The 24,186-nt window shown below is 39.3% G+C and carries 26 protein-coding genes and 2 tRNA genes; 13 read left to right on the forward strand and 15 right to left on the reverse strand.

What is annotated here, in order from left to right:
• Positions 1–5: 5 nt before the first annotated feature.
• Entirely contained in the window at positions 6–425 is a 420-nt protein-coding gene (locus F985_RS21290) for a hypothetical protein (protein ID WP_004705086.1), read from the reverse strand.
• A 255-nt stretch (positions 426–680) separates the two neighbouring features.
• Here F985_RS21290 and F985_RS21295 point away from each other — a divergent pair, with 255 nt between their 5' ends.
• From F985_RS21295 to F985_RS21305, 3 genes are all read left to right on the forward strand, one after another.
• The gene (locus F985_RS21295; protein WP_025469233.1) at positions 681–1,763 is read left to right on the forward strand and encodes a DNA/RNA non-specific endonuclease; all 1,083 of its coding nucleotides are present in this window, start codon (positions 681–683) and stop codon (positions 1,761–1,763) included.
• 98 nt (positions 1,764–1,861) lie between these two features.
• Entirely contained in the window at positions 1,862–2,461 is a 600-nt protein-coding gene (locus F985_RS21300) for a LysE family translocator (protein WP_004705089.1), read from the forward strand.
• Between the two features lie 44 nt (positions 2,462–2,505).
• Complete coding sequence (locus F985_RS21305) at positions 2,506–2,748, forward strand: hypothetical protein (protein WP_004705090.1); 243 nt, start codon at positions 2,506–2,508, stop codon at positions 2,746–2,748.
• A 221-nt stretch (positions 2,749–2,969) separates the two neighbouring features.
• On the opposite strand, the gene aqpZ is transcribed toward F985_RS21305, so the two are convergent.
• Together aqpZ and F985_RS21315 are read right to left on the reverse strand one after the other, a co-directional pair.
• Positions 2,970–3,659 carry an aquaporin Z gene (aqpZ, locus tag F985_RS21310; protein ID WP_004705093.1) on the reverse strand — a complete coding sequence of 230 codons (690 nt, stop codon included), beginning with the start codon at positions 3,657–3,659 and terminating at the stop codon, positions 2,970–2,972.
• 132 nt (positions 3,660–3,791) lie between these two features.
• Positions 3,792–4,796: an AraC family transcriptional regulator gene (locus F985_RS21315; RefSeq protein ID WP_004705095.1), complete on the reverse strand. Its 1,005-nt coding sequence runs from the start codon at positions 4,794–4,796 to the stop codon at positions 3,792–3,794.
• Between the two features lie 109 nt (positions 4,797–4,905).
• Here F985_RS21315 and F985_RS21320 point away from each other — a divergent pair, with 109 nt between their 5' ends.
• On the forward strand, positions 4,906–5,544 hold the full coding sequence (locus tag F985_RS21320) for a hypothetical protein (protein ID WP_004705096.1): 639 nt from the start codon (positions 4,906–4,908) through the stop codon (positions 5,542–5,544).
• Between the two features lie 41 nt (positions 5,545–5,585).
• Here F985_RS21320 and hisF read toward each other — a convergent pair whose 3' ends face one another.
• Positions 5,586–6,344, reverse strand: coding sequence for an imidazole glycerol phosphate synthase subunit HisF (hisF, locus tag F985_RS21325; protein ID WP_000880078.1), 759 nt, complete (start codon positions 6,342–6,344; stop codon positions 5,586–5,588).
• Between the two features lie 112 nt (positions 6,345–6,456).
• Between hisF and F985_RS21330 the strand changes: the two genes are divergently transcribed.
• From F985_RS21330 to F985_RS21340, 3 genes are read left to right on the forward strand one after another with little or no spacing between them, the layout of a single operon-like run.
• Positions 6,457–7,407 (forward strand): homoserine kinase, encoded by a 951-nt coding sequence (locus F985_RS21330; RefSeq protein ID WP_004705099.1) that lies wholly within the window; start codon positions 6,457–6,459, stop codon positions 7,405–7,407.
• A gap of 11 nt (positions 7,408–7,418) precedes the next feature.
• Positions 7,419–8,048, forward strand: coding sequence for a DUF1294 domain-containing protein (locus F985_RS21335; protein ID WP_004705101.1), 630 nt, complete (start codon positions 7,419–7,421; stop codon positions 8,046–8,048).
• Positions 8,049–8,085: 37 nt separating this feature from the next.
• The gene (locus F985_RS21340) at positions 8,086–8,481 is read left to right on the forward strand and encodes a DUF4870 family protein (protein WP_004705102.1); all 396 of its coding nucleotides are present in this window, start codon (positions 8,086–8,088) and stop codon (positions 8,479–8,481) included.
• Positions 8,482–8,515: 34 nt separating this feature from the next.
• On the opposite strand, the gene F985_RS21345 is transcribed toward F985_RS21340, so the two are convergent.
• Positions 8,516–9,418, reverse strand: coding sequence for a DMT family transporter (locus F985_RS21345; protein ID WP_004705104.1), 903 nt, complete (start codon positions 9,416–9,418; stop codon positions 8,516–8,518).
• A 98-nt stretch (positions 9,419–9,516) separates the two neighbouring features.
• Between F985_RS21345 and F985_RS21350 the strand changes: the two genes are divergently transcribed.
• Both F985_RS21350 and F985_RS21355 read left to right on the forward strand, forming a co-directional pair.
• On the forward strand, positions 9,517–10,068 hold the full coding sequence (locus F985_RS21350; RefSeq protein WP_025469234.1) for a helix-turn-helix domain-containing protein: 552 nt from the start codon (positions 9,517–9,519) through the stop codon (positions 10,066–10,068).
• Between the two features lie 183 nt (positions 10,069–10,251).
• Positions 10,252–11,943 carry an ATP-binding cassette domain-containing protein gene (locus F985_RS21355; protein WP_004705106.1) on the forward strand — a complete coding sequence of 564 codons (1,692 nt, stop codon included), beginning with the start codon at positions 10,252–10,254 and terminating at the stop codon, positions 11,941–11,943.
• 55 nt (positions 11,944–11,998) lie between these two features.
• Here the strand turns inward: F985_RS21355 and hisA are convergent, their stop codons facing one another.
• The 5 genes from hisA to hisB form a co-directional block, all read right to left on the reverse strand.
• Positions 11,999–12,730, reverse strand: coding sequence for a 1-(5-phosphoribosyl)-5-[(5-phosphoribosylamino)methylideneamino]imidazole-4-carboxamide isomerase (gene hisA / locus F985_RS21360; RefSeq protein WP_002052186.1), 732 nt, complete (start codon positions 12,728–12,730; stop codon positions 11,999–12,001).
• A 94-nt stretch (positions 12,731–12,824) separates the two neighbouring features.
• On the reverse strand, positions 12,825–13,466 hold the full coding sequence (locus F985_RS21365; protein ID WP_004705107.1) for a 3'-5' exonuclease: 642 nt from the start codon (positions 13,464–13,466) through the stop codon (positions 12,825–12,827).
• A gap of 84 nt (positions 13,467–13,550) precedes the next feature.
• Complete coding sequence (locus F985_RS21370) at positions 13,551–14,099, reverse strand: DUF805 domain-containing protein (protein ID WP_004705109.1); 549 nt, start codon at positions 14,097–14,099, stop codon at positions 13,551–13,553.
• Between the two features lie 152 nt (positions 14,100–14,251).
• The gene (gene hisH, locus F985_RS21375; RefSeq protein WP_004705110.1) at positions 14,252–14,869 is read right to left on the reverse strand and encodes an imidazole glycerol phosphate synthase subunit HisH; all 618 of its coding nucleotides are present in this window, start codon (positions 14,867–14,869) and stop codon (positions 14,252–14,254) included.
• Positions 14,869–15,462, reverse strand: coding sequence for an imidazoleglycerol-phosphate dehydratase HisB (gene hisB / locus F985_RS21380; RefSeq protein ID WP_002116767.1), 594 nt, complete (start codon positions 15,460–15,462; stop codon positions 14,869–14,871). Before hisB ends, hisH begins: the two co-directional genes overlap by 1 nt.
• A gap of 103 nt (positions 15,463–15,565) precedes the next feature.
• On the opposite strand from hisB, the gene F985_RS21385 reads away from it, so the two are divergent.
• The 3 genes from F985_RS21385 to F985_RS21395 all read left to right on the forward strand — a co-directional run bounded on the left by F985_RS21385 (position 15,566) and on the right by F985_RS21395 (position 16,332).
• Positions 15,566–15,949, forward strand: a complete 384-nt coding sequence (locus F985_RS21385; protein ID WP_004705113.1) for a GNAT family N-acetyltransferase — start codon at positions 15,566–15,568, stop codon at positions 15,947–15,949.
• 105 nt (positions 15,950–16,054) lie between these two features.
• Positions 16,055–16,130: transfer RNA gene (locus tag F985_RS21390), tRNA-Phe, on the forward strand.
• 126 nt (positions 16,131–16,256) lie between these two features.
• Positions 16,257–16,332 (forward strand) — tRNA-Phe (locus F985_RS21395).
• Positions 16,333–16,502: 170 nt separating this feature from the next.
• Here the strand turns inward: F985_RS21395 and F985_RS21400 are convergent.
• The 5 genes from F985_RS21400 to ompR all read right to left on the reverse strand — a co-directional run bounded on the left by F985_RS21400 (position 16,503) and on the right by ompR (position 21,008).
• A complete protein-coding gene (locus tag F985_RS21400; protein WP_004705115.1) occupies positions 16,503–16,934 on the reverse strand; it encodes a GNAT family acetyltransferase in 432 nt (143 codons plus the stop codon).
• A 129-nt stretch (positions 16,935–17,063) separates the two neighbouring features.
• Positions 17,064–18,578, reverse strand: a complete 1,515-nt coding sequence (locus F985_RS21405; protein WP_002116671.1) for an acetyl-CoA hydrolase/transferase family protein — start codon at positions 18,576–18,578, stop codon at positions 17,064–17,066.
• Positions 18,579–18,613: 35 nt separating this feature from the next.
• Positions 18,614–18,709: a hypothetical protein gene (locus tag F985_RS25495; protein ID WP_228128590.1), complete on the reverse strand. Its 96-nt coding sequence runs from the start codon at positions 18,707–18,709 to the stop codon at positions 18,614–18,616.
• 59 nt (positions 18,710–18,768) lie between these two features.
• Entirely contained in the window at positions 18,769–20,226 is a 1,458-nt protein-coding gene (locus tag F985_RS21410; protein WP_004705117.1) for an ATP-binding protein, read from the reverse strand.
• Positions 20,227–20,243: 17 nt separating this feature from the next.
• A complete protein-coding gene (gene ompR, locus F985_RS21415; protein ID WP_000060753.1) occupies positions 20,244–21,008 on the reverse strand; it encodes an osmolarity response regulator transcription factor OmpR in 765 nt (254 codons plus the stop codon).
• Positions 21,009–21,667: 659 nt separating this feature from the next.
• Between ompR and F985_RS21420 the strand changes: the two genes are divergently transcribed.
• Complete coding sequence (locus F985_RS21420) at positions 21,668–24,019, forward strand: Tex family protein (protein ID WP_004705119.1); 2,352 nt, start codon at positions 21,668–21,670, stop codon at positions 24,017–24,019.
• Positions 24,020–24,186 lie beyond the last annotated feature (167 nt).

Below are 24,186 nucleotides of genomic sequence, written 5' to 3' on the forward strand. Positions count from 1 at the left end.
TCCGATTATTGAGCTTGTGCCATTGGCGCATCTGCTGGTAAAGCACCATCTTTTGCCATTGGGTCCGCAGACTGGTTCGGGTCGGCTGGTGGCGGTGGAGTATTTGGGTCTTGTGGCGCTGGAGCAGCCATATCACCGCCCGCTGGAGGTGCTGGTGGTGCATCTGCTGGAGGAGCAGGAGGTACATCAGCTGGAATAGGAGCACCCGTAGGGGCTGCACCTGTTGGCGGAGCAGAAACAGGTTGTACTTTCCCACTATTCACTAAATCACTAATAGAGCCAGGCTGGCCATTGACGGTTGTAGTGACTTTTACTTTAGACAAACTTTCTAAAGTTTCACCTGGTTGGACCGCAGGTTCAGCTAGGGCTGCCATACTGCACAGTCCAGCAATTACGCCAATACCAATAATCTTTGAATGGATCATTAAATGGACTCCGTTTATATTTTTATCCAAATTTGTGGAGCTAACCATGTCATAAGGCATAAGGGCTTTTCAATGAAAGATACGCAATTAACCCAATTCAATAGTGAAAGTTCCTCACAATCCCAACAGATTGTTACGTAAGGGGAAATGGAGTTACAAAAAAGATGACCATGTTTTAACCATTTGAAAGATAAGCGATATACTTAAAAAAGCAGGATTGTTAAGCTGCGTGTGGACAGTGGTATTGATAGAAACATGGCAAGCAAAAAAAGTAGTTCAGGCATCTTCGGTGATTTTTCTTTAAGTGAGCATTTTGGCAAAATTGTACTGGCCGGAGTGGCAGCAGGAAGCTTTGCCATCGCTTTTGGTGGTGAAAAAATTTCACAATGGTTTTCGCCTTTAAGTACCAACTCGACTTGTCTAAATCAGTTTTATCGTGAAGTTCCACCTGCCCTAAATAAAGAAAGTTTAAAAAAAGACAGTTATGCGCTGTGTTTTAATGGCTTCAATGTTCTGTACTCGGGTATGTCTAAAACGCCGTTATGGTCAGCTGAATATCTAAGTCCTGAACGTTTAAGCACTAGAATTAAACGTGAAGATAATTTCCACGAAGAAACACGTGTCCCAGAGCGTCACCGTTCATTGTTAAGCGATTATCGTGGCTCAGGCTATGACCGTGGGCACATGTCCCCAAATGGTGATATGCCAACTAAAGACTCGCAATACGATAGCTTCTCGCTCAGTAATATGGTTCCGCAGGCCCCTAAAAATAATCAGGAAGTTTGGCGTAAGCTTGAAGACGCTACACGTGCTGTTGTTACTAAGCAAAAGCAAGATGCCTATATCGTGACGGGACCAATTTTTGAAGGTCAACGACTCAAAACGATTGGGCGTGGTGTTATTGTTCCAAGCGCCGTATATAAAGCTGTTTATTATCCTAAAACGGGTGCAATTGGCGCTTACTATGCACCAAATAACAACTCGCAGCAGGTTAAGGTCGTGAGTGTTTGTTATTTGGAAGAAAAGTTAGGAATTAACTTATTTCCTCAACTTACCGAACAACAAAAACGTAATGTTTATCGTCTGCCATTAACATCTAGCCAAGTTAAGCCAAATCAGAAATTAGATTATTTGCACTGGGATGGAGAAAGCCAGTGTGAACAAGATTTAACTAAAGATCAGATTCACGCATTACAAGATCAGTTTAAAAAGCAAAAAAATACGTCTTCTGAACCTATGGAATCAAAAGTTCCAAGTATTGATGAAGAAACTAGAAAGGCGATTGTGAAACAATTGGTAGAAGCCTTGGTGAACTATTTCTTGCAAATCATTAAATAACTCGCATGTAAACATTGTTGCACAGTTCTTATTCAATACAATAAGATGAGCATACAGATCTGTCTGTTTATCCATTTATTCGAATAAGGACAATAACAATGTTTGCCTCGATGTTTCTTTTTTCTTTTGCTATGTCTATTACCCCGGGTCCCGTCAATACCGTCATTTTATCGACCAGCTTAAATCATGGTTTAAAAAGATCAGTTCCGTATATTTCAGGTGCTACCATTGGTTTTACTTTGCTTTTGATTTTTATGGCATTTGGCCTGCAAAGTGTATTAACTCAATTTCCAGTTGTTTTAAAAATTCTTGCGATTTGTGGAACGCTCTTTGTTTGTTATATCGGGATTAAAATTATTCTTTCTGCTGCAAATATTTCTATTTCAAGTGATCCTGTCGAACAGATCATTATTCCCAATTTTAAAGATGGGTTCTTGTTACAGTGGCTTAACCCTAAAGCGTGGTTAGCTTGTGTATCGGGTATAACCATGTTTACCAGCATTGAAAACCCGCAGGCGTTGCCGATTTTTATCGTTATTTATTTTTTCACCTGTTATGTGTGTTTGTTCTTTTGGGGATTCTGTGGTGATAAATTTTCAGTGGTGCTAAACCAAGGTAACCGTTTGAAATATTTTAATATCTTGATGGGCGCTTTTTTAATTTTATCGGCACTTTTAATTTTGATTGATTTTTTTTAAATTGATCGTATTACACTGTGAAGATATAACAACGAGACACACTTATGTTTAAGCCATTTGAAAAGGGTACCGAGTCTTCTTCAATTGAAGATTTAACATTAGAAAATGATGTCGATTGCGTGAGCATTTATGGCAATTTGCAAATTACTAAAGACAAAGTCGGCTTAGAGCAGGCAAAGGTATTGCAGAGCTTTTTAAACGATGTGGTTGCAGCTTTGGAAAAAGAAGAATTGCCTGAGAAAATTGAACGTCCAGCTGAACAAGAAGTTAATAATCCGTTTTTATAATTTTATATTCTATATGTGATGTTGAGCATAGTCATGTTGCCATACAGTCTTTAATACCACGTTAGGTGTTAGTGAGTTTGTATAGACATTTCTTACTTTTGAAAGCCCAAAAGTAAGCAAAAGGCTTTGTTGAGCAGAGGGCACTTCCGTGTACCCCTGCTCAACAGGTGACATCCATGTCACCCACCGCGATAGCAGATTAAGGCTATAGATATAAAGAATTAATCCTTATCCCCAGCAACCACCTTATAAATAATCGCACCAATCACAGCACCTAAAATCGGTGCTACCCAGAACAACCACAACTGACTTAAAGCACCAGTTTGAGCAAAGAATGCAACACCTGTACTACGTGCAGGGTTCACCGAAGTATTTGTCACTGGAATACTGATTAAGTGAATAAGTGTTAATGCAAGACCAATCGCAATAGGCGCAAAACCAGCAGGTGCACGACCATGTGTTGATCCTAAAATAACGATTAAGAAGAAAGCAGTAAGGACCACTTCAATAATAAAAGCAGAACCTAAACCAAATTTATTTGGTGATAAATCACCAAAACCATTTGAAGCAAAGCCGCCTACACCAGTGAAGCCAGCTTGTCCTTGAGCAATAATATAAAGAACAAATGCAGCAGCAGTCGCGCCGACTACTTGTGCAACGATGTAAGGAATTAAATCTTTAATATCAAAACGACCGCCGACCCAAAGACCGACACTCACAGCAGGATTAAAATGTCCACCAGAAATATGCCCTAAAGCATAAGCACCAGTGAGTACGGTTAAACCAAAGGCAAGGGCTACACCTGCAAAGCCAATACCAAGTTCAGGGAAAGCTGCGGCTAATACAGCGCTACCACAACCACCAAAGACTAGCCAAAACGTACCTAAGAATTCAGCAAAATATTTATTCATTGTGATTACTCATCTATTGATCTATTTTTTAATTAGTGTGAAATATGTCACAAAAAATTAAGCATGTGACTATATGAAATTTTTGTTTTCAGTGTTGTTTTAATCAAGAAAAGATTTGTAAGTTTTGGTTGGTTATTCTTTGTCTAAAAAATGATCTCTCCATTGTTGTGGTGTTTGATTGGTCCAATGTTTAAAAGCTCTTTGAAAAGCACTTTGTTCTGAGTAACAAAGCAAAAGGGCAATCTCTTGTAAACTTAAATGCGGGTCTTTTAAATACTCAGTTGCCAGCATAAAGCGCACTTGCTGTACACGTTCCTGAAAGGTGGTGTTTTGCTGTTGTAAATGCCGTTGGAGCTGTCGAACTGAAAGTCCTAACTGTGTTGCAATATATTCAATTTGATATTGATCCTTTTGTAAGCCAGTTAAAATTGAATGCTGTAAGCGCTGATCGAGCTGGGTTGAATTTGGTAACTGTTCTAAAAGTGCTTGTGCTTGCTGAACCAATAGTTGTTGTAGGGTGTGGTCGGCGCTGCTAAGCGGCTTATGAATTTCCGTAATTGGAATGAGTAACTCGGTACGTGGCTGGCTAAAACGAACGGGACATTGAAAGTACTGCTCGTAAACCCTGATATTTTTAGGGGCAGTATTTAAGAAATGTACTTCATGCAAATGCACATCTTCATGAGACATAAAAAGACGTAAGAACTGAATGACCAGCGCAATTGCGATTTCATCGGTAAGTTGAGTAGGATGTAGCTCGGTCGCTTCCCAGCGAATAGAAGCATATTGTCCCTGTAGTTCAACAACTAATGGACTTCCGTCATAAATCAGACGGTGAAAGTCATGATAACGAATTAAGGCTTCGCCTAAGTTATCGCAAGAGAGTGCAAGGTAGGCAATAATCCCTAAGTGTTTGGGTTGTACATATTTGGCAATTTCTAGGCCTAAACCGGGCTTCGGGTCGAGTTTATAAATCACTTCTAATAAGTCACGCCAAACCACATAGTCAAAGCGTTCCAGATTCTGAATGTGTTCTAATTGTTCAGGAATCACTAACTCATTTGCTTCACAATAAGCTTTTAATAGATGTCCCAGCCCTCCATACACCGAGCCTGTATAATTTTTTAGCTGTGGCATCCGTGACCACCTCTTTCTTGTCGTGATTTGTCAATGAAACCATAAATTCTGGTCAATACCTAGCATAACGAATTTTATATGCTGAATAAAAAGAAAAAGGAGTAAGGCGATGTTAAAAGGGTTTATTGCAGGAATTGCAGTTGCAAATGCATTTGAATGGGTGGCACACAAATATATTTTGCATGGTGTGCACCGTGCTGGACAACCGCGCTATAGCCCAGTGCCAAGAAGCATGGAGTCACATTGGGCACACCATCGTGAAGTACGCAAACAGCAATTTCATGATGATTGCTATGTGGAAGGCGTTGGCAACTGGCGAACTAAAAATGAGTTAATTTCTCTTGCCGTAGTGGCAACCGTCTCAAGTGCAATTTTCTATCCATTTTCAAAAGGTATGGCACTTGCAGCTTGGTACAGCGCTGGTAATTATTATTATATTCATCGCCGTGCACATTTAGAGCCTGACTGGGCTAAGCGTAAAATTCCGTGGCATTACGATCACCACATGAACTCTAATCAAGATGCTAATTGGTGTGTGACTAAGCCTTGGTTTGATTACGTGATGGGAACACGTGTGGTGTCTTCGGCAGATTTAAAAGAACAAAACCCTTTGGGTATACGATTACCGACTGCACTTGCTAAACCACTGTCTCAAGCAGTAGAAAAAATCTTCCCTGCAAAATGGGTCGAGAAAAAAGAAAAGCCTCAACTGGTTAACGACATAAATTCGGTTGATGGTGCTGCATAAAAAAATAAAGGGGCATATCGCCCCATTTACTATCAATGCGCTTACAAGCGCATTTCGATGCCTTGTTCAGCTAAATATTGTTTAGCTTCTGGAATCGTATATTGGCCAAAGTGGAAAATACTTGCAGCCAATACCGCATCTGCACCACCTTGTAAAATACCGTCTGCAAGGTGTTGTAAGTTACCTACACCGCCTGAGGCAATCGTTGGAATGGTCACGCGGTCATTAATAGCACGCATTAAGGCAATATCGTAACCCGCTTTAGTACCGTCGGCATCCATACTTGTAATGAGTAACTCACCCGCACCGTAGTCAGCCATTTTCACAGCCCATTCAATGGCATCAATACCTGTTGGTTTACGGCCACCGTGAGTAAAGATTTCCCATTTGTTGTCACCAGTTTTTTTGGCATCAATTGCAACCACTATACATTGCGCGCCAAAGTGCTGTGAAGCCTCTTGAACAAATTCAGGGTTAAATACGGCAGCCGAGTTAATACTCACTTTGTCTGCACCTGCATTTAATAACGCACGAATATCTTCAACCTTACGTACCCCACCACCGACAGTTAATGGCACAAATACAGTCTCGGCCATACGTTCAACAGTACGGTAAGTGGTATCGCGTCCATGATGTGTAGCGGTAATGTCTAAGAAAGTAATTTCGTCTGCACCTTGTTCGTTATAGCGACGTGCCACTTCAACAGGGTCGCCAGCATCACGAATATCGAGGAATTGAACGCCTTTAACTACGCGTCCGTTATCAACGTCTAGGCAAGGAATAATACGTTTAGCAAGCATAGCTTTTTCCAAAAATAATCGCCGTTGGTGAAAGTTCCTACACAGGCGCTACACCTTCATGGAGGGAAGAGGTATTCTATCAAACTTCACAGATGTTTTTTGCAGGTTTTCCATGTCGGTTTATACCCCGTTGAGTTTAGATGAAGTTCGCACCTTTGCTGCACCTTATGGATTAGAGGTGTTGGAGCTGAACCCAATTCAGGGAGGTATTCAAAACACCAATTATTTTTTGGTTGATGTAAACCGCAAACAGTATGTACTTACCGTGTTTGAAGAGTTAGATGCACAAGGGGCAGGTGAACTTATTCCTGTACTTGAACAATTGGGGACTCATGATGTACCCGTTGCTGTACCGTTAAAACATAGCGGACAAGCGGTTCACGTGATTGCAGAAAAGCCTGCACAGATTGCACCACGCCTCATGGGTCACCATCCCATGCAAACCACAGTAGCACAAGTTGCAGCAATTGCAGATGCACAGGCAAAACTGCATGTGGCTTTACAAGACTTTCCACTTGAACGTGAATATAGACGCGATCATCAATACTGGACAGGCGTTGCAGAGCAGCTTAAACCAAATATGACTCAAGAAGACCAAGCTTTACTTGAGCAGGTCTATCAAGCGTTTAATGCTAAAACAGCACAGTATTCAAACCGACCAACAGGTTTTATTCATTCAGATTTATTCCGCGACAATACATTGTTTGAAGGTGATCAATTACAAGGTATTTTAGATTTTTACGAGTTAAATCAAGATGAATTGCTGTTTGATATTGCGATTACCATCAATGATTTTTGTACCGAATATCCAGCAGCGCATTTAAACTCAGACAAAGTGGCAGCTTACTTAGCGGCATACCAAAAGATTCGTGTGCTTACTTCAGATGAAATTGAGTGTTTAGATGTATTCTTAGCAATGGCAGCATGCCGTTTTTGGTCAATGCGTTTGCAAGTTGCTCAAAAAAATAAAGAAGAAGGACGTACAGGCGACGACATTTTGCAAAAAGACCCGCAGGAAATGCGAGCAATGATGCAAGACCGTTTAAGTCATGTAAAAGCATAAAAGGAATAGAGATGCGAGATCAGGGGCGTTTAGTCGAATGGTTCGACGAAAAAGGTTATGGCTTTATTCAGCCGGATGATGCTGAAAAAGAGCGAGTCTTTTTGCATATCAAAGATTTTGCACGCCCCGGACCTCGGCCAATTATTGGTTGTGCACTTGAGTATCTGGTCATTTTAGATGAGCGAGGTCGCTTCCGTGCCCAGCAAGTCACCTATTTAAAGGCATCACAAACACGTAAAGCTTCAAAGTCAGCAAAAACAGAATCTTCATTTCAGGCAAAACCATGGTCTGCCATGCAAATGGGCATCGTATTTTATTTTGTTCTAATGAGCATTATGAGTTTTATCCATACTTTACCAGCCTATACTTTGTTGTTCGTCTTGATGATGAATGCCTTAAGCTACTGGCTTTATTCACAAGACAAAGAAGCTGCACAATTGGGAAATCGCCGTGTTCCTGAACAGACTTTACATATTGTGAGCTTTTTAGGCGGTTGGCCAGCTGCATGGTGGGCACAACAAAAACTGAGACATAAAACACAAAAACAACCATTTCGTAAGATTTATTTTTGTACCATATTCCTTCATTTACTTTTGATTTTGTGGCTAATTTCTCCTTTAAATGTTTTGCGGGGATCATAAAAGTAAATTGTTTTTATTAAACTTGAGAGGTATAAAAATGAATAGTTCTATCGACCAAGATCCGAATCGTACTTTAACACTTATTTTGTATGTACTTTATATTGTTGCCATTTTTACGGGCGGCTTACTTGCGATTATTGCTTTAATTATTAACTACGTAAAACGTTCCGATGTACAAGGTTCAATTTTTGCGAGTCACTTTACATGGCAAATCAGAACATTCTGGTGGTATCTCGCTTGGAATATTATTGCCTTTTTACCGTTTATTTTCTTGTTCTTTACAGGTGAAAATACCGATTTATTTGCAGGTGTTGCGATCTCATCGACCGTATTCTGTGTGGGCGTGATTACAGCGGCATGGATCTGGATTGTATATCGTGCAATTCGCGGTCTGATTGCGTTAAATGATAACCGCCCTATGTATCAGCCTTAATCAATAAAAAAGAGAGCGTTAAGCTCTCTTTTTTTTATTCTCGAATTCTTTTAGTTTTTTTAATGGGTAACTTAAGTTTTAACTCACTGATTAAAACACCTAACACCACTAAAGCACCGCCAAAAAGAGCAATAACTGGTAATCGCTCACCTGCGATTCGGCCAATAACTCCTGCCCAAACAGGCTCTCCTGCATAAATAATCGCAGCACGTGAAGGATCAACCATACGCTGAGCCCAATTCATCACAAATTGAATCAGTGCGCTTGCTAAACCTAATGTAACAGCTGTAAGTACAAGCGGCCATGAAAATGCTGGAATTGTATGTTCACCCACTACAGGCATAATAGTAAAAGAAAGTAGAGACGCGACAGCGAGCTGAATGATGGTCACACGGCGTAAATTTACCTTTCCAGCAAAGTAACTAATAAAAATAATTTCTAAAGCAATCGCAACTGAGCCAAGTACTGTTAAAAGTTGTCCAAAATTTAAAGAGATTTGCTCAAAACCATTACCTGTTAATAAAACAAGACCAGCAAAGGCCAAAGCTGCTCCTACCCAAGTCATGACATGTGGTGTCTTTCTAAAGATGAGCCACATTAAAATAGGAACAAGTGGAACATAAAGCGCCGTTAAAAAAGCCGACTCACTACTCGGAATAGTTTGCAGACCAATCGTTTGAGTTCCATAACCGCCAACAATCACTACACCAATTGCAGTACCAGCACCTAAGTCTTTTAAGGTAACGCCTTTCATGCTCTTGAATGAAATAAGCAATAACGTTAGCGCTGCTACAGCAAAGCGGCAGCCTACAAAAAACATAGGCGATGTAAAATTCAGTGCATATTGCACTGTAAGAAATGTTCCACCCCAAATCATAGTAATCAAAACGAGTGCTAACTGAGGGGCTTTGCTTGAACTCAAAGAAATTGGTGGCATACTCAAAATTAAAATAAATTGTGCAATATACTGCACATATTGCGCTATTCTTCAGTTTTGTGCAATATATTGCTCAAATTTTCTTTACTACCTATTCTATGAGCCAGTCGAGTACCGTTTTACAGCACGTAGGCACAAATATCCGTTCACTAAGAGATGAGCGTGGTTTAAGCCAACAGGAATTGGCAGATCAGGCAGGTGTAAGTAGACGTACCATTGCTGCTTTAGAAACAGGACAAGTCAATATCAGCTTGGCTAAACTCGACGCGATTGCGATAGTGTTGGGGGTAGACTTTAGAACGATTGTGAGCGCACCCGAGCATAAAGAACAAGCCTTGGTTAATGTACTTGCTTGGCAGGGTGAAAAAGAGGAAAGCAAAGCAACATTACTGGCTTCAGTTCCGTCTCATAGCCAAGTTGAGCTTTGGACGTGGTCATTGGCAGTAGGGGAGTCTTATATTGCTGAAGCAGACCCAGAAGGGTGGCAAGAACTTATTTATGTATTAGAAGGTGAGCTAACGATACAATTTGCAGATGGCTCAAAAACTATAGCTGCTGGCTCTTCAATTATATATGCCAGTTCAGTGACTTATACGTATGTGAATAGCGGTAATCAAATACTTAAATTCATTCGTAATGTGGTGTATTAACTTTAAAATCTTTTTTAAAACTATATGAAGTATTCGGTTTTATATCTTGCATTTATCTTATTTAAAAAGTTGTAAGTTTAGTTTTAAACAAAAAACATGAAGAACAATAAATAAGACAAGTTATGATATTTCTTGTGTAATGAAATTATTTTTAAATCGTTTTAACAGAAAAAAGATAGAGAAATGAAGTTTTTATTAAGTTCGCAAGATATTCAGAACTATAAATTTGTCTGGAATATTTCTAAAGAAAATTATAAGAAACAAAGAAGTAGTATGTTTCTTATGTTTTTATTAGTGGTATTTGCAGCATTTTTTACGACTTTATTACCATACTTGCTAAAAATTATTATCGATTATTCTGCACATGAATATAACTTTTTACTCAATATTCAGCTCCCATTTAATTTTTTATATCTACTTGTACTTGCCTACGCGACCGCATGGTTAGTCAATGAGTTATGCCATTGGACGCAAAATATTTTTGGGGCTTATTTGATGGTCGATTTCAAAGGATCATTAATTTCTGCAGGCTTAAAAAATTATTTAAATCTAAAAAAAGATGCACAAGATCAAATCGAGGCTGGAACAGTAATGAGTGATCTTGAAAGAGGAAGTACTGCTTTTGGTGAGATTAATTTAACGTTAACTTTTTATTTAGGACCAATTATTTTCCAATTGGTAATGATTTTTGCGGTTTTGTTTACGACCATTAGTTTACTTTTCAGTTTTAGCTTTTTATTGGTCGCTATTATTATTTTTATCGTTTCCTTTTATATAAATAAAAGAAGTAGTTCACTCTTCGATGCTATGTATGAAAAAGACAATTTAGTGAATAGTCATTTAATACATCAAATATCTAACTCCTATGAAATTAAAGTAAAAAATGCAGTGCCGTTTCAGTTGTCGAAATTTAATGACACTCTAAATTTATATATCACAACGGCAAAAGATAGGAATAAGAAAATAGGATTATTGATGATTTCTCAGTTGTTTATGATCTTTTTATTCTTACTTATTTTTATGTTATTTACTGTATTTCTTTCAACTGACAAGCAATTGACAGCTGGGGCTTTCGTATTGATAAGTACTTATATTATTCAACTCACCAATCCATTTTTGGCTGTTTCCCAAAGTTTGATGCGGTTAAATGGCAACTTTGTGGCTTTAGCAAAATACCGACAGTATTTTAATCTCAAGAAAGAGCAATATACGTCGTCTACCATTCAACATTCCGAAGTTATATTTCAATTTATAAATGCCAAATTTTCGTTAGGAAAAAGAGCAGTAGACCATTTTAATTTAACAATTTTGGCTAATAAAACGTATGTCGTGATTGGGCAAACAGGGCTAGGTAAAACTTCTTTGATGAATTATTTAATGGGGGTATATCAGATTCAGTCAGGGCAGCTTTTTTATAAAAATGTCGATATCAGTCATAACTTTTCTAAGCATATTTTTGATGAAGTGGTCTATGTTGCCCAGCAACCTGTTATTTTTCCTTATTCTTTAAGAGATAATTTGGTTTATAACTCTCAGTATATATATGAAGATTCTTACTTAATTCAGATGCTTGAGCAGTTTAAACTATCGCATATTTTGAAAAAGCATGAGTTAACGCTCGATGATGATCTAACTGAAATTTATAAGAATTTTTCAGGGGGAGAAAAGCAAAGAATTTGTATCCTTCGAGGTCTTTTAGCACGCCCACAACTCATCATATTATATGAACCGACCGCAGCTTTAGATGTAGATACTGCAAAAGATATACTTGCATATATTCAGCAAGTTGTTCCGTCCGTGATTATGATTACGCATTCACCCTATGCAATGGAACTGGCAGATGAGGTGATCGATTTAGAAAAACTATTAAATTAGAAATGATTAAAATAAAAAAAGAGCCTAAACAGGCTCTTTTTTTACATCTTAAAAATTAAAGACGGTTTTCATCTAACAGAAGCTGAGCTTCACGAAGGTTTAGAGTACCTTCATAAATTGCACGACCAGTGATTGCACCTAAAATGCCTGGTTTGCCTTTTAAGTTACGAACGTCATCAAGGTTAGTTACGCCACCTGAAGCAATCACTGGTAAACCTGAGTATTGAGCCAAGTTGACAGTCTGCTCAACGTTTACACCTTGCATCATGCCATCACGTGCAATGTCTGTATAAACAATGCTAGACACACCAGCATCTGCAAAGCGTTTTGCTAGATCAGTTGCTTTCACGTCAGTAACATTAGCCCAACCGTCAGTTGCAACCATACCATTCATGGCATCAATACCAACAATGATGTGACCTGCAAAGCGCTTACAAGCTTCTTCTACAAATTCTGGCTCTTGAACTGCTTTAGTCCCGATAATGACAAAAGTCACGCCAGCTTCTAAGTAGTGTTCAATCGTTTCTAATGAACGAATACCACCACCAATTTGAATTGGTAATTCTGGCTGAGCTTTAGCAATCGCTTCAACAACAGGTTTATGGATAGGCGTACCTGCGAAAGCACCATTCAAATCGACCAAATGCAAACGACGTGCGCCTTCATTTACCCAATGCTGGGCAGTTGCAACCGGATCGTCAGAGAAAACGGTATCGTCTTCCATACGCCCTTGTTTTAAACGCACACATTTACCATCTTTCAGGTCAATTGCTGGAATGATTAGCATGCTTTCGCTCCTTGCTTCATCATGTTTATGAAATTGTGCACATCTTAGCAAAGTATTGATCAATCGCTAAGCCTTAGAAAAGACTTTTATAACTTTACGCGTGAAGTGCGGTTTGAATCGTTTGTGAAATGTGAGCCGGTAATAAGTTTTGTTTACGAAGCTCTAAAAATACCAGTAGAGCTGCATAAGTATCAGCGGCTGCATAACTGATTTGCTGTGGTGTAAGTGGTTTTTGCGCCCAATTTGATGTTCCGACTTTCTTTGACTTTGAAAGATACTGTCCAAACAACAGTGCTACGGCTTTTTGTACACCCATTTGCTGAGTAAAACCAAAGTGACTAAAACCTTTAGCAAGGTCAACGCAGCTTTCAAGCTCTATGCCTTTTTTATGAAAAATGTGCTTATCATTTTTAAGACCAAAGCCGACTTTAAGTTGCTGAGGGTTTGACAAAATAGGCTGCAAAAATTTTAAAGTCGAAGAATTTACATGAAATAAATAGGCTTTATGTTCTGTGGCAAGTTGAATTAAGTGTGGACCTGTCGAAACTTCACCCACCCGAAAAGTCGGTTTAGACTCTGAATCAAAACCTAAAAAGATCGCTGCTTTTAGTTCTTCTTCAATAGTTTTGCATTGCTCAATATTTTCAATCACCACAATATTTTGGTGGTTAAGATTTTTAAAAAGTGGGAGCTGTTGAATAGAGGCTTTGTCGAGGAGGGGAAGGGTTTCAGACATATTTAACAGCGTACAAATAAATTGAGCTATTCCCTTTATATATGAATAAAGCCTAGAGAACTAGGCTTTACGAAACTTTAAAAATTATTGAGACTGAGATGGTGTACCAATTTCAATACTTTCGCTTCTTTCGATATAACTTTGATAACTCGGAACCATCATTGCAACAATAACTCCGAAAACAAATGCGAGTGGAATAATGACAATATAGATCCAACCTAAAACACGTTCCCAGCTTGGTGTTGGACGCTTTGGTCCATAATCATTAGGGCCTTCAGTTCCTTTTGCACAGAATAAATAAATGGCAAGGCCAATGTTCACGACTGGTACGAGCATGAGTAAAGATAACCAACCTGTATTATTACGGTCATGCAAACGGCGAATAGTAAATACGAAGCTAATATAAATACCAACGATATAGGGAATGGCAATAGCGACGATGCCCGGCGCAGTAAAACCTGAAGTGCCCTCATTTTGTGTAAGACCGAAAGTAAAAATAATAAGTAGAACAACAGCAGCGAGAGTTAGGGTAAATAGGAAGGTCCAAGCAGCATATGAGAGTCGTCCAAAACGACCATTTGCCTTAAAGGGTGAATCCTGCTGAAGTGGTTGATTTTCAAAAGGTGAATTCATTTTGTTTATCCTGTTCATTTGGTTTTATTTAAAAGTATGAATATTCAATATTTTGTTGAATAAAATATCATTCTATAAATGATTGCTTATTATTATAAATAAAAAAAAAGATCAGGCCATCTAGACCTGATCTGTTTAAAGCTTTCGTGAAATTAAATATTCCATTCCACAAAGTTTTTAAGTAACTGCAATCCAGCAGTATGGCTTTTCTCTGGATGGAATTGAGTCGCAAATAAATTATCTTTGTGAATTGCTGTGCAGAAGTTCACGCCATATTCGCATGTTGCAGCCACAAGCTTTTCATCTTTCGGTTCAACATAGTAACTGTGTACAAAGTAGAAGCGAGCATCTTGTTCAATGTTGTTCCACATTGGATGGCTTGGGTCCATTTGGTGAACTTGGTTCCAGCCCATGTGTGGGACTTTCAAACCTTCCATTTGAGGGAAGTGCTTTACTACACCGTCAAAAATACCTAGTGCGTCTACACCGCCATTTTCTTCAGAACTTTGCAGTAATGCTTGCATGCCTACACAAATCGCAAGAACTGGTTTATTAAAAGCAGCTTTGCGTACGACTTCATCAATACCTGCCTCACGCATGCCTTGCATACAGTCACGCATTGCCCCAACACCTGGGAAAACAATTTTGTCGGCTTGTGCAATTAATTTTGGGTCGTTAGTTACATCGACTGTAGCGCCCACATGCTCAAGTGCTTTAGCTGCTGAGTGTAGATTGCCCATGCCATAATCAAGTAACGCGATACGTGTCATTAGAGGCTACCTTTTGTCGATGCAATCGTGTTTTCAGCACGTGGATCAACTTCACATGCCATACGTAAAGCACGCGCTAGTGCTTTAAATACACTCTCGATTTGATGATGGCTGTTTTTACCTTTCAAGTTATCGATATGTAAGGTCATAAGCGCATGGTTTACGAAACCTTGGAAAAACTCGGAAAATAAATCCACATCAAAAGTACCAATACGTGCGCGAGTAAATGGAATATCCATAAATAAACCCGGACGACCAGATAAATCTACGACAACACGTGATAAAGCTTCGTCTAATGGTGCATAAAAGTGACCATAGCGTTTTAAACCTTTTTTATCACCTAAAGCTTGTGCAAAAGCTTGTCCAAGCGTGATACCGCAGTCTTCTACGGTATGATGATCATCAATCTCGAGGTCTCCATCACAATGAATATCGATATCAAATAAGCCATGTCGCTTGATTTGATCAATCATATGGTCTAAAAATGGAACTCCGGTGTTTAGTGTGCCTTGACCAGTACCATCGAGATTTAAGCGAACTCGAATTTTGGTTTCATTGGTATTTCTAACCACTTCACTGATACGTTGCGTCATGGACACGTTCCTCAAAAAAACGTCAAAAATGATTGGATGTTAACGACAATTTCGCTGTGACGAATTCGTGACAGCATCATAGTTTGCTCAGGAGGGTTAATCAATGCCTATTACCGTACATGCTTATAGTTCTCTAGATAATTCAGAGATTCGTGATCAGCTTGAGCGTTTGTATGATACAAGTCCGGAGTTTGGTGACGGGCACGATGCGATTGAACAACTTGAACAAGATTTACAGCAGTATACCACGCTATACACTGCAGAATTTAACACCAAAATTATAGGTGCAATTTGGTCTTCAGGACAAGGTGAAAGCAAGGTTCTTGAATATATTGTTGTGCATCCTGCTAACCGTGGTCGTGGTGTCGCTGAGCGCTTAGTTGAAGAAGCTTGCCGTATAGAAGAATCAAATGGCGTTAAAACTTTTGAACCGGGATGTGGAGCTATCCATCGTTGTTTAGCACATATTGGTAAACTACATACCTAAAAGCCTATTTTTAATGTAACTGTGATTTAAAAATAATCACTTGTTACAAAAAATGCGGAAGTTACTTGACGTTAACTAATAAACATTGTTTAATACGCCCACTTCGGCGTGATAGCTCAGTAGGTAGAGCAACGGATTGAAAATCCGTGTGTCCCCAGTTCGATCCTGGGTCTCGCCACCATTATTTGTGTTTTCAATCCCTGATCCCATCAGGGATTTTTTTTAAGTATAAAAAATATCCATTTAAATCAGAAACTCAGGATAATTGTTGACTATTGTTCTGAGATACGGCTTAATACAGGCCATCGGCGTGATAGCTCAGTAGGTAGAGCAACGGATTGAAAATCCGTGTGTCCCCAGTTCGATCCTGGGTCTCGCCACCATATTCGAAAAAGCCTCATACTTTAAAGTATGGGGCTTTTTCATGTCTGCTGATTTAATAAAAAATATGAAGATTGTGCCTGTGTATAAATCTCATTTTATCCACAAGCAAATAGGGTTATCCCCAATATTACCTTCACTTTCTAAAAATGGCTCAACTGAAAACTTGTCTCTACTCGTTAGGATTATCATTAATGAGTCGTTTGCCTAAACACACGGCTTCTACTTCGTCGTAACCGAGCTGTTCGTAAAAGTTCAATACATTCAAATTATCTTTACGCACCAATAATTGAAGTTTTGGGCAACCACGAGCGATGAGGCGCTTCTCAAGTTGCTGTACAAGCGCTGTAGCGATGCCTAAGCGTTGTTGGTGGGGGTGAACAGCTAAATAGTTAATCCAGCCTCTATGACCGTCGTAACCGCCCATGAGCGTGCCAATGAGTTGCTCATCCTTAATAGCAACTAAAAATAAATCATCTTGTTGTGAAACTTTTCTGAAAATATCTGTTTCAGGACTATTCCAAGGGCGGGTGAGACCGCAGCTTTCCCATAAATTAACGACATCATCCAGATCTGCATTTGTAAATTGGCGAATAATGAACATGCGGATTTCTACTTTTTGTTTTGATGTGCTGAAAAGATAAAATAAAAATATGAGTTTGAGCAGTGTTTATTAATAATTTAAACAAATAAAAAAGCACCCCCGAAGGAGTGCTTGAATTAAACCAGAGATTTAAGCTGATTTTGCAACTGGTGCTGCTTGAAGCATTTGACCTGTCTCTTCAAAGTTTGCATGCCAAGACAATGCTTCACGAAGTAAGTGAGGAGTATGTCCACCTTTGGCACATGCACGATCAAAGTAGTCATTTAATGCATCACGATAAAGTGGGTGTACACAGTTATCGATAATAGCGCGAGCGCGTTCACGAGGTGCTAAACCACGTAAGTCAGCTAGACCTTGCTCTGTCACTAAAATATCAACGTCGTGTTCGCTGTGGTCAACGTGGCTTACCATTGGCACGATAGAGGAAATATCGCCGCCTTTAGCAATTGATTTGGTTACAAATATCGCCAAGTGTGCGTTACGCGCGAAGTCACCTGAACCACCGATACCATTCATCATTTTTGTACCGCATACATGAGTAGAGTTCACGTTACCGTAAATATCAAACTCAAGTGCAGTGTTAATGCCGATAATACCTAAACGACGAACTAATTCAGGATGGTTAGAAATCTCTTGCGGACGCAGCACTAATTTGTCTTTGTAAGCTTCGATATTGCCAAAAACTTTTTCGCCACATTTCGCTGAAAGGGTAATTGAGCTACCAGAAGCAAACTTCATTTTACCTGCATCAATGAGTTCAAAAGTACAGTCTTGTAGTACTTCTGAGTACATGATGAGGTCTTCAAAATCAGAATCTTTTAAACCTGTTAATACAGCATTGGCAATAGAACCAATTCCTGCTTGTAATGGACCAAGGTTTTTCGGTAAACGACCTTCTGCAACTTCTTTGTTAAAGAAAGCAATTAAGTGGTTTGCAATACCTTGAGTCTCATCATCTGGAGGAGTGACTGTTGATGGTGAGTCATGCGTATCGTTAAATACAATACCTACAATTTTTGCAGGATCGATTTGAATTGCTGTTGTACCAATACGCTCATCCACTTTTGTTAATGGAATTGGTGTACGTGTTGGACGGTAAGTCGGAATGTAGATGTCGTGCAAACCTTCAAAGCTTTCGCTTAAAGATGTATTGATTTCAACAATAACTTTTTCGGCAAAAATAGCAAAACTTGCTGAGTTACCTACAGAGGTAGTCGGGATAATGCCGCCATCTTCAGTAATTGCAATTGCTTCAATTACTGCAACGTCTGGACGTTTCAATTGTTGGTTGCGCATTTGCTCAACAGTTTCTGATAAGTGTTGATCAATGAACATGACTTCGCCGTTGTTAATTGCGCGGCGTAAAGTGTTGTCTACCTGAAAAGGCATGCGACGAGATAAAACACCTGCTTCCGTGAGTTGTTTGTCTAAGTCATTACCTAAGCTAGCACCCGTAATTAACGTGATTTTTAACGGATTTTTCTTTGCATGCTCTACAAGTGCCTGTGGAACAGCTTTAGCTTCACCGGCACGAGTAAAACCACTCATACCAACGGTCATTCCATTTTCGATGAATTGCGCAGCTTGTTCAGCACTGATGACCTTGTCATGAAGAGAAGCTAGGCGAATACGACTTAAAGACATTGGACATCCTCAATATTGTCAAAACATACGGGATTTTAGCTATGAAAAAATGAAAAGTGCATAGGTGTTAGGCTAAGGTCTAATTTTTTAAATAAATGTGGGTATAATTTATTTTTATGATTTATATTCAATTGATTTTAAATATTTTTTAAAAATTTAAAATAGCACTTTAAATGATCATTCGATTAAATTAGAAGCGCTCACTTAAAGTTTGTTTAATTTTTTCTAACGGATTTGTCGTGGTATTTTCTTCAACCGCTGGTTTTGGGATAGGTAACGAAATAATAACTTCTAAGCCACCTTGTTCACGGTTGTGAATTTGGATCTCACCTTGGTGAATATCGACAATACGTTTAACAATTGCAAGACCTAAACCGCTACCCTGAATTGTTCTAGCAGCGTTACCTCTAACAAAAGGTTGCATTAATTCTTCAATTTGGTCTTCGGGAATGCCTTCACCATTGTCGGCCACTGTAATCAAAATATGTTCATTTTCAACTTTTGCACTGAGTTCGATTGGCTCTGCACCATAACGCTTTGCGTTATTAATTAGGTTGGCAATGAGACGTTTTAATGAGAGGCTACGTGCAGGAATAATCGGTACATCTTGCATTTCGAAACGAATATCAAGCGGTTTAAACTGAACAATTAATTCCTGCAATAACATATTGATATTAGTGTCTTTTAATTCTTCATCCGAACCGTCGCGCATATACGAGATGAACTGATTTAAAATCGCATCCATATCATCTACGTCATACACCAAGCCTTCACGAAAAAACTCATCAGGCAACATTTCTGCCGTTAAACGAATACGTGTAAGGGGCGTGCGCAAATCATGTGAAATACCGGCCAACATAATCCGTCGTTCACGCTCGGTTTGATCAAGGGTATATACCATGCGATTAAAGGCTTGGTTTACTTGGCGAATTTCTAGTGGACCATGATTGGTATCTAGGTAAGGCGCTGTTCCTGACTTACTATATTCATTGGCAGCATTTTGCAAACGACGCAAAGGGCGGTTCATTTGTCGAACCAAAATCAAAATAATGATGGCTGAGGCTAAAGGAACACCCACAACCCAACCAATTAATAGTTCAGGGCTATAGTTTGCATATGTTTTTAGAGGCTCACGGACCCAATTACCATGCATTTCAGGAGTTTGAATCCAAATACGAGGACTTGGTTTAAATTGGAAGTAAACCGTAACGTCCTTAGTGCCAATCTCATTGGCTAGTTTCTGCTCAACATGATTAGTAAAAAACTCAGCAATAACTTTATCGCGGACACTAGGATATTCTTTAGGGTCGGTTATGTATTCAATACCAACCCGATTACGTAACCAGGTATCGATATCAACTTCGTTATTACCATGTAAAATACGAATATTAGGGTTATTGACCAGTTCTAGTTCAACAGCCAGATAACGGGCATGTTGTTGAATTTCTGGTAAATAGAGAGTGCGCCAAAAAAACCACAATGACATAAATAGGCTAAAGAACACCACCAGTAGTACCAAAATAGTGGTACGCATGGCAGCAGAACGTGGCTTAATCTTGTCGAGAAAACGCTCCCACCTCGTCCGTTTACGCTCTGAGTACGTAACGTAATCGGTAAAGTTTTGTGGTGGAATTGGCTCTAAAGTCACTCTATTTTATCTCAAACTTATTCAGCACCGTCTGGAACAAACACATAACCCACGCCCCACACAGTTTGGATGTAGCGCGCACGTGCTGGATTATCTTCAATCAGACGACGTAGACGAGATACCTGAACATCAATAGAACGTTCCATTGCACCCCATTCACGACCACGAGCCAAGTTCATGAGTTTGTCACGTGTTAATGGTTCGCGTGGATGCTGTACCAAAGCCTTCAATACCGCAAACTCACCTGTAGTCAATGTAACGATTTGACCTTCACGAGTAAGCGTACGTGTAGATAGATCTAAAGACCATGGGCCGAAACTAACTACTTCAACTTGTTGGCTTGGAGCACCTGGAACTTCACGAACTTGACGACGTAATACTGCGCGAATACGTGCTAGAAGCTCATTAGGGTTAAATGGTTTTGGTAAATAGTCATCTGCACCAGCTTCTAGACCAGCAATACGATCAGAGTCACTACCACGAGCAGTTAACATGATAATAGGAGTATCAATGTTTGACTGACGTAAGCGTCGGCAAATACTTAAACCATCTTCAACGGGTAACATGAAATCGAGAACGATAAGAGAAAATAACTCACGTTGTAATAAACGATCCATTTGCGAAGCGTCATGGGCAGTTTTTACAACAAAGCCTTTATCTTCTAAAAAGCGTTGCAAGAGGGTACGTAAACGCACATCGTCATCGACTACTAAAATGCGCTCGACACGATCCGTTTCGTTATGTACGGTTTCAGGATGTTCAGCAGGTACAACTAAACTCATGATGTACTCCCTTTTAAAGTCATAATTTATATATTATTGGGGCGCTCAGGCTTATTGCCAGCAAGCCCTCAGTATAATGCCGATGTTCTTGTTAAGACTATGTATCAATTTGCTCAAAATTACAATTTTCGTAGGTGCTTGAAACCAAAAAACAACATCTTATGCCCATAATTTAGCAAAGCCCGCGATAAAAAACCAAATATTCAATCATTCGCTAGATTTTTATCGATTAAATTTTAATAAATATTTGTTTCAAATAAATTATTTAAAAAAATTCTATTCATTTATTCTTTAGTTTTTACAAGCATTGCTAGATGTTTTATTGATGAGTGGTTCAAAATTTATATATAAAAAGAAGAAAAATGAAGTTTTTAAACCTTCTAGCCATGTATCAATATGTTCATTTTCTCGTAATTTGTATTAAAAAATTTAATTGGATACTAGAAGAGTTGCTACAACTCATATTTTTAAATAAAGTTCGACTTGAAAAGTAGAATGACAAATAGATCAAGTTTTAAAAGAGTTTTTTTAAGATAAGAATGTGAAAAATTCATAGTCAATACAAAAAAACGTTTTGAATACGCAAACAAGTGTGGATTTTATGGGCTTGGTCTTTATAATCATTGCTTTTAAACTTTATCCTTGTGGGATCAAACACGATGACTGACTTAGTTCAGCAGTTGGCAAGTGAGCTTGCCGTACGTCCAAACCAAGTAGAAGCTGCCATCCGCTTAATTGACGAAGGTGCCAGTGTTCCATTTATTGCCCGTTACCGTAAAGAAGTAACACAAGGTTTAGATGATACGCAGTTACGCCAATTAGATACTCGTTTAGCGTATTTACGTGATTTATATGAGCGCCGTGAAAAGGTCATTCAGTCATTGCAAGAACAGAATAAATTGAATGATGACTTATTGGCGCGGGTGAATGCAGCCGAAACAAAAAATGCTTTAGAAGAAATTTATGCACCGTACCGTCCTAAGCGTACGAGTAAGTCTTTCAAGGCGAAAGAAGCGGGTCTAGGACCAATCGCTGAAAAAATTATTGCAGAACAAATTGACCCAACAGAAGCATTGGCTGGTTTTAGTCATGAAGAATATCCAGATGTTGAAAGTCAGTTAGATGCAATTCAGCATATTCTGATTGATGACTGGGCACAAAACATTGCGCTGACTACAGAATTAAAAGCAACTTTTGCAAAAACAGCAGTATTAAAAAGTGCAGTTGCTTCTGAAGAAAAGAAAGAAGTCGGTAAAAAGTTCCGCGATTACTTTGAATTCTCTGAAGGCTTAAACAAACTACCTTCACATCGTTTATTGGCAATGTTACGTGGTCGTCAAGAAAACGTACTTGGTTTAAAAGTAGATGGTGAAGATGATGCACCTTTGGCACGTATTGAAACTGAATACAACCTTGATCAAGTTCAGCCACAAACTCGCCAAGATTTCTTAAAGCAAACTGCAAAATTATTCTGGTTAGGTAAAGTTCGTCCTCAAATCGAGCATTCATTGCTAACAGAAAAACGTCTTGCTGCTGAAGCAGAAGCAATGCAGGTATTTGCTGAAAACCTTCGTCATTTATTGTTATCTGCCCCAGCAGGTAGCCGTACAACTTTGGGCGTTGACCCTGGTATCCGTACAGGTGTGAAACTGGCTGTCGTAAGCGATGCAGGTGATGTACTTGCTCATAGCACGATTTACCCATTTGCGCCTAAAGAAGACAAAGAAGGTTCAATTGCTGAATTAGCTCGTTTGTGTCGTGAATATAACGTAGAGCTTATTGCGATTGGTAACGGTACTGCGAGCCGTGAAACAGAAGCTGTAGTTGCTGAAATGATGGCTACAAACACAGACCTTAAATTAACACGTGTGACTGTAAGCGAAGCAGGTGCATCTGTTTACTCTGCAAGTGAACTTGCTTCGGCAGAACTTCCAGAGCTTGATGTTTCAATTCGTGGAGCAGTTTCAATTGCTCGCCGTTTACAAGACCCACTTGCTGAGCTTGTGAAGATCGATCCGAAATCGATTGGTGTAGGTCAATATCAACACGACGTAAATCAAACTGGTTTGGCAAAAACACTTGATGCGGTAGTTGAAGACTGTGTGAATGCTGTTGGTGTTGATGTAAATACTGCTTCACCAGCAATCTTGGCTTATATAGCAGGTTTAAACAAAGCAATTGCTCAGCAAATCGTTGAATACCGTAAAGAGCATGGTCGTTTTGATAACCGTCAAGCGTTGAAAAGCGTACCTCGTTTAGGCGAGCGCACTTTTGAACAAGCGGCTGGCTTCTTGCGTATCCAAAATGGCTCTGAACCTTTAGATGCTTCTGCTGTTCACCCTGAAAGTTATGGTCTTGTTGAGAAAATTGTTGCGGCGAAAGCGACGACAGTTAAAGACATTATTGGTAATACCGAAATCATTCGCCAAGTAAAAGCTGATGAATTTGTTGATGACAAATTTGGTTTGCCAACAGTTCAAGACGTATTAGCTGAACTTGAAAAACCAGGCCGTGACCCGCGTCCAGAGTTCCGTACTGCTAAATTCCGCGAAGATATCACTGAAGTGGGTCAATTGACTGAAGGCATGCAGCTTGAAGGTGTAATTACCAATGTCACAAACTTTGGTGCCTTTGTTGATATTGGTGTACATCAAGACGGTTTAGTTCATATCTCTGAATTAGCAAATGAGTTTGTTTCTGATCCGCATAAAGTAGTTAAACCTGGTCAGATTGTACAAGTACGTGTGATGCAAGTTGATGCTGAGCGTAACCGTGTGAACTTGAGTATGCGCGCAGAAGGTGCAGCTCCTGTAAAAGCACAGCGTCCACCGCGTCGTGAGCAAAATAACGAACAGCGTTCTGAGCGTAAACCGCAAGGTAAACGCCCTCAACAGCCGCGTAAAGATCAGGTTGAGCGTCCACAACGTAGCAAGCAAGAAAAACCTCAAGAACAAAAAATTGGTGGTTTTGGTGCATTGTTATTACAAGCGGGAATTAAAGGTTCTAAATAAGAGCCTTTAGGAGACCTAAAGAAACCTCCCAAACGGGAGGTTTTTTATTGTTTCGTAGTTTGCTTTAGAGAGCGTGGAATTCGTTTTTTCAGAAATCGCAGTGGTAAAGATGAGGTGAATCTTAAGATCAACAAAAACGTTGTGAAATCTACAATCAACTATACAAC

It is taken from the genome of Acinetobacter seifertii (assembly GCF_000368065.1).
Classification (GTDB): Bacteria; Pseudomonadota; Gammaproteobacteria; order Pseudomonadales; family Moraxellaceae; genus Acinetobacter; species Acinetobacter seifertii.

Excerpts from the sequence above, each read along its gene's own strand:
- F985_RS21340 (WP_004705102.1), top strand. The coding sequence starts at position 8,086 with ATGAATAGTTCTATCGACCAAGATCCGAATCGTACTTTAACACTTATT.
- hisA (WP_002052186.1), bottom strand. The coding sequence starts at position 12,730 with ATGCTAATCATTCCAGCAATTGACCTGAAAGATGGTAAATGTGTGCGT.
- F985_RS21405 (WP_002116671.1), bottom strand. The coding sequence starts at position 18,578 with ATGTCTTTAAGTCGTATTCGCCTAGCTTCTCTTCATGACAAGGTCATC.
- F985_RS21385 (WP_004705113.1), top strand. The coding sequence starts at position 15,566 with ATGCCTATTACCGTACATGCTTATAGTTCTCTAGATAATTCAGAGATT.
- F985_RS21400 (WP_004705115.1), bottom strand. The coding sequence starts at position 16,934 with ATGTTCATTATTCGCCAATTTACAAATGCAGATCTGGATGATGTCGTT.
- F985_RS21350 (WP_025469234.1), top strand. The coding sequence starts at position 9,517 with ATGAGCCAGTCGAGTACCGTTTTACAGCACGTAGGCACAAATATCCGT.
- F985_RS21315 (WP_004705095.1), bottom strand. The coding sequence starts at position 4,796 with ATGCCACAGCTAAAAAATTATACAGGCTCGGTGTATGGAGGGCTGGGA.
- hisB (WP_002116767.1), bottom strand. The coding sequence starts at position 15,462 with ATGACGCAACGTATCAGTGAAGTGGTTAGAAATACCAATGAAACCAAA.
- F985_RS21420 (WP_004705119.1), top strand. The coding sequence starts at position 21,668 with ATGACTGACTTAGTTCAGCAGTTGGCAAGTGAGCTTGCCGTACGTCCA.
- F985_RS21370 (WP_004705109.1), bottom strand. The coding sequence starts at position 14,099 with ATGAATTCACCTTTTGAAAATCAACCACTTCAGCAGGATTCACCCTTT.
- F985_RS21320 (WP_004705096.1), top strand. The coding sequence starts at position 4,906 with ATGTTAAAAGGGTTTATTGCAGGAATTGCAGTTGCAAATGCATTTGAA.
- hisF (WP_000880078.1), bottom strand. The coding sequence starts at position 6,344 with ATGCTTGCTAAACGTATTATTCCTTGCCTAGACGTTGATAACGGACGC.
- F985_RS21295 (WP_025469233.1), top strand. The coding sequence starts at position 681 with ATGGCAAGCAAAAAAAGTAGTTCAGGCATCTTCGGTGATTTTTCTTTA.
- hisH (WP_004705110.1), bottom strand. The coding sequence starts at position 14,869 with ATGACACGTATCGCGTTACTTGATTATGGCATGGGCAATCTACACTCA.
- F985_RS21330 (WP_004705099.1), top strand. The coding sequence starts at position 6,457 with ATGTCGGTTTATACCCCGTTGAGTTTAGATGAAGTTCGCACCTTTGCT.
- F985_RS21335 (WP_004705101.1), top strand. The coding sequence starts at position 7,419 with ATGCGAGATCAGGGGCGTTTAGTCGAATGGTTCGACGAAAAAGGTTAT.
- F985_RS21300 (WP_004705089.1), top strand. The coding sequence starts at position 1,862 with ATGTTTGCCTCGATGTTTCTTTTTTCTTTTGCTATGTCTATTACCCCG.
- F985_RS21355 (WP_004705106.1), top strand. The coding sequence starts at position 10,252 with ATGAAGTTTTTATTAAGTTCGCAAGATATTCAGAACTATAAATTTGTC.
- F985_RS21305 (WP_004705090.1), top strand. The coding sequence starts at position 2,506 with ATGTTTAAGCCATTTGAAAAGGGTACCGAGTCTTCTTCAATTGAAGAT.
- aqpZ (WP_004705093.1), bottom strand. The coding sequence starts at position 3,659 with ATGAATAAATATTTTGCTGAATTCTTAGGTACGTTTTGGCTAGTCTTT.
- ompR (WP_000060753.1), bottom strand. The coding sequence starts at position 21,008 with ATGAGTTTAGTTGTACCTGCTGAACATCCTGAAACCGTACATAACGAA.
- F985_RS21345 (WP_004705104.1), bottom strand. The coding sequence starts at position 9,418 with ATGCCACCAATTTCTTTGAGTTCAAGCAAAGCCCCTCAGTTAGCACTC.
- F985_RS21290 (WP_004705086.1), bottom strand. The coding sequence starts at position 425 with ATGATCCATTCAAAGATTATTGGTATTGGCGTAATTGCTGGACTGTGC.
- F985_RS21365 (WP_004705107.1), bottom strand. The coding sequence starts at position 13,466 with ATGTCTGAAACCCTTCCCCTCCTCGACAAAGCCTCTATTCAACAGCTC.